The sequence below is a fragment of the Leisingera sp. F5 genome (assembly GCF_001593695.1).
Map to the genome: position 1 here is coordinate 1 of NZ_LUKH01001431.1, position 1,032 is coordinate 1,032.

Below are 1,032 nucleotides of genomic sequence, written 5' to 3' on the forward strand. Positions count from 1 at the left end.
GTCCCGCTCTGTCACGCTGAGCGCACCCACGGGTGGATCTCGGCGCCCCGCCGCAGCCGGTTGGCAATGCTTGCGGCGCCAATCCGATCCCGGTGATCATTCCCTGCCACCGGGTGCTGAGTGCCACTGGCTTGGGTGGCTTCTCGGGCCAGGGCGGGGTGGAAACCAAGGTCGCGCTTTTGAAACATGAAGGCGCTGCGGGCCTGCTGATCTGAACGCACGGTCCGGCCTGCAGCGCTCCTGCAGCTTCTTCTGGCCGGAAGTATCCCGGGGTGAATGCGTCCTGCCAAGGACGCAGAGGGGCAGCGCCCCTCAGTCAGCCACGCATCAAACCGCTGTGGATTTACGCTGCCGTTCCGGCGCGATCTGCTGGGCAATACCGACAAACAGCAAGTAGACCGAGGTTACCACCAGTCCCCAGTGCGCCCAGCTGGCGGGGTGGAAATCGACCCAGGCGGCCCAGCCGGCAAAGAAAGTCCAGGCCAACGCCATGGGCAAAGACACCTTGCGCCAGCGCACTGTGCGCACCGGATGAATGAATTTCAGCGGCAGGAACATTGCCAGGGACAGCAGCGTCACCAGAACCAGGCTGGTCCAATGGCTCGGCTCCAGCGCAAAGATCACCAGCACCAGCATATTCCAGCAACCGGGAAAGCCGGAAAAGGAATTGTCCTTGGTCTTCATCCTTGTGTCAGCAAAATACATCGCGCTGCCAAAGGTGATGACGATGATTGCAAACCAGCCGGTCCAGCCCGCCATCAATCCTGATTGGAACAGCGCAAAGGCCGGGATGAAGACATATGTCAGATAGTCGATGATCAGGTCCAGCAGCACCCCGTCGAATTCCGGCGAGTAGCGTTTGACATGGTAGTGGCGGGCCAGCGGACCATCAACGCCGTCAACGGCAAACGCGACCACAAGCCAGACAAACATAAGGCTCCACTTGCCATCCGCGGCGGCCAGCATCGCCAGCATGGCGAACACGGCACCGGTTGCAGTCAGCAGATGAACGGAAAGGGCGCGGATCTGAGG

1 protein-coding gene and 1 pseudogene are annotated in these 1,032 nt (G+C 61.2%); one reads left to right on the forward strand and one right to left on the reverse strand.

Going from position 1 to position 1,032, the window contains the following annotated elements:
- Nucleotides 1–35: 35 nt before the first annotated feature.
- Nucleotides 36–215 (forward strand): annotated as a pseudogene (locus A2I95_RS42020) (methylated-DNA--[protein]-cysteine S-methyltransferase); the annotation flags it as partial.
- A gap of 112 nt (nt 216–327) precedes the next feature.
- Here the strand turns inward: A2I95_RS42020 and A2I95_RS42025 are convergent.
- Nucleotides 328–1,032: phosphatidylcholine/phosphatidylserine synthase (locus tag A2I95_RS42025; RefSeq protein ID WP_291738170.1), on the reverse strand; the 705-nt coding region annotated here is incomplete at its 5' end.